General features: G+C 43.5%; 7 protein-coding genes. 6 read left to right on the top strand and 1 reads right to left on the bottom strand.

Annotated features, from left to right (window positions below; translation table 11 throughout):
- From Q0191_RS04195 to Q0191_RS04175, 5 genes are all read left to right on the top strand, one after another.
- Window positions 1-893, top strand: an 893-nt coding sequence (locus Q0191_RS04195) for a PTS mannose/fructose/sorbose/N-acetylgalactosamine transporter subunit IIC (protein WP_297664118.1), incomplete at its 5' end; no start/stop codon positions are given.
- Window positions 880-1698, top strand: a complete 819-nt coding sequence (locus Q0191_RS04190) for a PTS system mannose/fructose/sorbose family transporter subunit IID (protein ID WP_045498330.1) — start codon at window positions 880-882, stop codon at window positions 1696-1698. The genes Q0191_RS04195 and Q0191_RS04190, both read left to right, overlap by 14 nt.
- An 11-nt stretch (window positions 1699-1709) precedes the next feature.
- Window positions 1710-2114 (top strand): PTS sugar transporter subunit IIA, encoded by a 405-nt coding sequence (locus Q0191_RS04185; protein WP_297664115.1) that lies wholly within the window; start codon window positions 1710-1712, stop codon window positions 2112-2114.
- Between the two features lie 107 nt (window positions 2115-2221).
- Entirely contained in the window at window positions 2222-3385 is a 1164-nt protein-coding gene (locus tag Q0191_RS04180) for an SIS domain-containing protein (RefSeq protein ID WP_297664113.1), read from the top strand.
- A gap of 309 nt (window positions 3386-3694) precedes the next feature.
- The gene (locus tag Q0191_RS04175; protein WP_297664112.1) at window positions 3695-4732 is read left to right on the top strand and encodes an aldose epimerase family protein; all 1038 of its coding nucleotides are present in this window, start codon (window positions 3695-3697) and stop codon (window positions 4730-4732) included.
- A 100-nt stretch (window positions 4733-4832) separates the two neighbouring features.
- Here Q0191_RS04175 and Q0191_RS04170 read toward each other — a convergent pair whose 3' ends face one another.
- Window positions 4833-5096 (bottom strand): YiaA/YiaB family inner membrane protein, encoded by a 264-nt coding sequence (locus tag Q0191_RS04170; RefSeq protein ID WP_179856134.1) that lies wholly within the window; start codon window positions 5094-5096, stop codon window positions 4833-4835.
- A 348-nt stretch (window positions 5097-5444) separates the two neighbouring features.
- On the opposite strand from Q0191_RS04170, the gene ruvB reads away from it, so the two are divergent.
- Window positions 5445-6211 (top strand): Holliday junction branch migration DNA helicase RuvB (ruvB, locus tag Q0191_RS04165; RefSeq protein ID WP_297664105.1); only part of this gene is annotated, 767 nt, incomplete at its 3' end.

Raw genomic sequence — 6211 nt, 5'->3', positions numbered from 1 at the left:
TACTACTCACTCTGTACTCAGCTTATCAAATCTGCGATGAGTTGACGATCGTTTCTTCAGCAGGTTCACCTGTATTTGCTGGATTTATCACAGGTCTCATCATGGGAGATTTACCTACAGGTTTATTGATTGGTGCCAACCTTCAATTGGTGGTACTCGGTGTTGGTACCTTCGGTGGTGCTTCTCGTATTGACGCTACTTCTGGTGCGGTTCTTGCGACTGCCTTCTCAGTAGCTCAAGGTCTTGATCCAGAGCTTGCTATTGCTACAATCGCTGTACCGGTAGCAACTTTGTTAACATACTTTGATATTCTTGGTCGTATGACTACAACTTACTTCGCTCACCGTGTGGATGCTGCGATTGAACGCTTTGACTACAAAGGCATCGAACGCAACTACCTCCTTGGTGCGATTCCTTGGGCTCTTTCTCGTGCCCTCCCAGTCTTCTTTGCCCTTGCCTTTGGTGGAGCTTTTGTAGAAACTGTTGTTACAGGTCTCGCTAATGTACAATGGTTGGCAAACGGTTTGAAACTTGCAGGTCAAATGCTTCCAGGTCTTGGATTTGCAATCTTGCTTCGTTATCTTCCAGTGAAACGCAACCTTCACTACTTGGCACTTGGATTTGGCTTGACAGCTATGTTGACAGTGCTTTACAGTAATGTTCAAAGCCTTGGTGCTGCAGTGTCTAGCATTGTTGGTTCTGAAGTGTTCTCTAAACTTCCAAAAGAACAAGCTATTACTTTTGTTAACAACTTCAAGAGTGTATCTATGATTGGTATCGCCATCATCGGTGTATTCCTTGCAGTACAACACTTCAAAAACAGCCAACGTACAGTCGTAGCTGCTCCAGTAACTGAATCAGAAAGCGGGGAAATTGAAGATGACGAATTCTAATTACAAACTAACAAAAGAAGATTTTAAACAGATTAACAAACGTAGCTTGTTTACCTTCCAATTGGGTTGGAACTATGAGCGTATGCAGGCTTCTGGTTACCTTTACATGATTTTGCCACAATTACGCAAGATGTATGGAGACGGTACACCTGAACTGAAAGAAATGATGAAATTGCATACGCAATTCTTCAATACTTCACCATTCTTCCACACTATTATCACTGGTTTTGACCTTGCTTTGGAAGAAAAAGATGGTGTGAAATCAAAAGATGCGGTCAATGGTATCAAGACAGGTCTCATGGGACCATTCGCTCCTCTTGGAGACTCAATCTTTGGATCATTGGTACCAGCTATTATGGGTTCAATCGCAGCAACTTTGGCTGTTGCAGGCAACCCAGCCGGTATCTTCCTATGGATCGCTGTAGCAGTTGCTTACGACATTTTCCGTTGGAAACAATTGGAATTTGCCTATAAAGAAGGGGTTAACCTCGTCAACAATATGCAAAGTACTTTGACAGCTTTGATTGATGCTGCATCCGTACTTGGTGTCTTCATGGTTGGTGCCCTGATTGCCAGCATGATTGGTGTTGAAGTTTCTTGGGCTCCACACATCGGGGACAAAGCAATTGAAATTCAAGATATGCTTAACCTCATCTTCCCACGCTTGGTACCAGCTATCATCACAGGTGTAATCTTCTGGTTGCTTGGACGTAAGGGTATGAACTCTACAAAAGCTATCTTGCTCATCATTCTTGCAGCGATTGCTTTCTCAGCGTTTGGTCACTTCTTCTTTGGAATGGCATAATGGTGTAAATTATGAGCAAACAATTAATTTTGATTAGTCATGGTCGCTTTTGTGAAGAGTTGAAAACAACCACTGAGATGATTATGGGACCTCAAGCGGATATTCATGCCGTTGCCTTGTTACCAGAGGAGGGACCAGATGATTTTACAGCCAAGTTCTTAGACACAGTCAAGGATTTTGATGACTATATTGTCTTTGCAGATCTTTTGGGAGGTACACCATGTAATGTAGTCAGCCGCCTTATTTTAGAAGGTAAGGATATTGACTTGTACGCCGGCATGAATCTGCCGATGGTGATTGAGTTTCTCAATGCTTCTCTGACAGGAGCTGATGTTGACTATCCGAAAAATGCAGTCGAAAATATCGTTAAAGTCAATGATATTTTAGCAAGCTTATCAGATGATGAGGATGAGTAGGACTGTTTTGTAAGGAAAAAAGAAATGAAGGGGAGTGGGGAATTTTCCCATTCCCTCTTTTAAAAGCAAATAACTAATATATCATTGTTTATTTTGAAAGGACTACCATGCTAGATTATTCAAAAGAGAAACTGGTTGAATTGGGCGCGGAAATCACCACGCGTGAAATCTACCAACAGCCAGATGTTTGGCAGACAGCTTTTAATCATTACAAGACTCAAGCTGACCAAATCGCTGCTTTTCTAAAAGGTATTGAAGAAAAGCATGATTATATAAAAGTTATCTTTACAGGTGCGGGAACTTCGGCTTATGTGGGCGATACGCTATTGCCATATTTCAGAAAGCTTTATAATGAGCGCCAATGGAATTTTAATTCGGTTGCGACGACTGATATTGTGGCGAATCCTGAAGTGCATCTGCACAAGGAAATTCCAACGGTTCTTGTTTCTTTTGCCCGCAGTGGCAATTCGCCAGAAAGTGTTGCGACAGTGGACTTAGCCAAGCAGCTGCTTGATGAGCTTTATCAAGTGACCATTACCTGTGCTGCAGAGGGGAAACTAGCTCAGCAGGCACATGGCGATGAGCGGAATCTCCTCTTATTGCAACCAGCTCCATCAAATGATGCTGGCTTTGCCATGACTTCTAGCTTCACCTCTATGATGCTGACAGCTCTCTTGGTTTTTGACCCAGCAGATTTAGCTCAAAAAGAAGCAAGAGTAGCCGAGTTGATTGCCCTGAGCCAAAAGGTTTTGGCCGATGTGGCTGATGTTCAAGCTTTGACAGAATTAGACTTTAACCGTGTCATTTACCTGGGAGCAGGGCCATTCTTTGGTCTGGCGCACGAAGCTCAGCTGAAAATTTTGGAGTTGACCGCTGGGAAAATTGCGACCATGTATGAAAGCCCAGTTGGCTTCCGCCATGGACCAAAATCTCTGATTAACGAAGAGACGCTTGTGCTGGTATTTGGCTCAAGGGATGCATACACCAAACGCTACGATTTGGATTTGGTGCGTGAAGTGGCAGGAGATCAGATTGCTCGCAAAGTGGTCTTCTTTACAGAGCGCAGAGAAGATTTGGAAAATGTTGAGCAAGTGGTTCTTGAAAGTGATATCTTGGAAGATAGCTATCGAGCCTTCCCTTATATCGTCTATGCTCAGCTCTTCTCTCTCTTGACTTCTTTGAAAGTCAAAAATCGACCAGATACACCGTCTCCGACAGGTACGGTCAATCGGGTCGTTCAGGGAGTTATCATCCACCCTTTCCAGCAGTAGAAAGCTAAATATGGATAAGTCAAACATTAGTCATGGGAAAGCTAGTTATTAAAAAGCCTTTCAGATAAAGAGTCTGGGACAAAAGTCCTAGCCTCTCAATTGTCTTTGGATTGTCGAGCAAGACGCAGTGGTTGAGTGGGCTCTACTACGCTGATTTCATCAGCTTTTACAGCCCTACTCAACTGTGCGGAGGTGGGACGACGAAATCGAATTCTAATGAATTACCGATTTCTGTCCTACTCTCGTCCCGTGACTAAGTCAAGGAAGTTTTAAAAGGATGCCTTTTAAAATGAGACAGAGGGAGATTATATGAAATCTTATCAAGAATCTATTTTTGGTACTTTTAAAGGACAGGATGTCTTAGCCTACACCTTTGAAAATAAGCTAGGCTATCGCTTCAGGGTCATGAACTATGGCGCAACGATTTTAGAATATCAGACACCCGATAAAAATGGTGATTTTGCCAATATCATTCTAGGTTTTGAGCGATTTGATGATTATGTCGGCAATAGTCCTAAGCATGGGGCCAGCGTGGGGCCAGTTGCGGGACGGATTGCGAAGGCTAGCTTTGAGCTGAATGGGCAGTCCTACCAGCTGGAAGTCAATAATGGCCAGAATTGCAACCACAGTGGCTCTACTGGCTGGGACAGTGTGATTTTCCAGACAGAGGAAGTCACAAACGAGGGCGTCACCTTTTACACAGAGCGCCCAGATGGGACGGGCGGTTTTCCTGGAAATTTGAAGATCTGGATTTCCTATTCCTTATCGGAAAAAGGGGAGATTGAGATTTCCTATCAAGTCCAGACAGATCAGGATAGTCTGGTTAATCCGACCAACCACAGCTATTTCAATCTGTCAGGTGATTTCAGTCAGCCGATTGATCAGCATGTCCTCCAGCTGCATACTAAAGGGGTGTACCCGATTGCTCCCGACGGCGTACCAGCAAAAGAAGTGGATGCAGATCGTGGCTTTGTCAAAGGGCTACAAACAGGTCTGGCGCTGAAAGAAATTTTTGCTGATCCAGATGAGCAGATTCAGGTCGTATCAGGGCTGGATCATCCCTTTGCTCTAGATAAAGAGCAGGAAGAGGCAGGATGTCTTTATGATGCGGCCTCAGGTCGCTATCTGACTTTCCGTACGGATGCTCCTTGTGTCGTGACTTATTCGGCAAATTTTGTTGATGAGTCAGTTATCATCAATGGACAGCCAATGATTCAGCATAATGGTATAGCGCTGGAAGCACAGGCCTTGCCTGATGCGATTCATAGTGACTTGAAAGATCAGGTCATTCTCGAGTCAGGGAGCCTCTTCACCAGCACCACCGTTTATTTCGCAGGTGTGAAATAAACAGCAAACTTGCTTCATTTGAAGTGTATCTCACCTAGCGATATTAGCCTCAGATACAAGAAAACGGCAGAATCCCCCTCTGCCGTTTTTACTATTTATTTTATTGGTTATCTAAGTCTTGTGGTTGGAAAAATTGATTGTAACGCTCTTCGTCTTCTTGGTTATCACGGATAACTTTTGCAAGAGTGAATGAAGAAGAAATCAGTCCGACAGAACCCATGAGATAGTATCCTTTAACCATCAAAGGCTCTTTCAAAGTATAGAGGCCGACGAGAACAAGAGTCACAAAGAAGGCGAATGAGCCCCAAGCCATAAACATAAAGGCGGGTGTATTCCGATAAGTTTTCTTTTTAAGGTTGTTCATATCTAAAATCTCCTTTTCGATTTTTTTCATTGTATCATGAGTTTTTGAGACAGTCAATGAAATAGAGGCTATTTTAATCAGACTGAACAATTCATATTAGTTTGTATCATCTTACTAAGATATCTAAAAGTATTTTATTTTTAAAAAATATTTTTTCTTTAAGCAAATTTTAAGATAAGAACGTTATACTAATACCATCAAATGAAGACCTCCTAACTTTATTTGATAGAAATCCTAAAACTTTTTCATAATAATCTCCCATAAGAGCCACCAAATTCGGTGGCTTTTTTTGTATTCAGAAGCGGGTCGGATTGCTTCCTCTGCCCTATTTTTTGCTATAATAGTCCTATGAGTAGAATTTTAGATAATGAATTAATGGGGGATGAGGAGTTGGTAGAACGTACCCTCCGTCCTCAGTATTTACGAGAATATATTGGTCAGGATAAGGTCAAAGATCAGCTGAAGATTTTTATTGAAGCAGCTAAATTGCGGGATGAGGCGTTGGACCATACTTTGCTTTTTGGTCCTCCAGGTCTGGGAAAGACGACTATGGCCTTTGTCATTGCCAACGAACTCGGTGTGAATATTAAGCAGACTTCTGGTCCGGTCATTGAAAAGGCTGGTGATTTGGTGGCCATTCTTAATGATTTGGAGCCGGGCGATGTCCTCTTTATCGATGAGATTCACCGTTTGCCTATGGCGGTAGAGGAAGTGCTATATAGCGCCATGGAGGACTTTTACATTGACATTATGATTGGGACTGGCGAAACCAGTCGCAGCGTCCACCTGGAGTTGCCACCTTTCACTCTGATTGGGGCTACCACTCGGGCGGGCATGCTGTCCAATCCTCTGCGGGCTCGTTTTGGGATTACCGGTCATATGGAGTATTATGAACCTGACGATCTGACCGAAATCGTCGAGCGGACGGCAGAGATTTTTGAGATGGATATTACCCACGAGGCTGCTCGGGAGCTTGCTCTACGTAGCCGAGGCACACCGCGAATTGCCAATCGTCTGCTCAAGCGGGTGCGGGACTACGCCCAGATTATGGGCAATGGCTTGATTGATGATAAGATAACCGACCAGGCTCTCTCCATGCTGGATGTGGACCAGGA

The organism is uncultured Streptococcus sp., from assembly GCF_938036805.1.
In the GTDB taxonomy this organism is placed as follows: domain Bacteria; phylum Bacillota; class Bacilli; order Lactobacillales; family Streptococcaceae; genus Streptococcus.
This window is presented reverse-complemented; position numbering and strand designations above follow the sequence as displayed.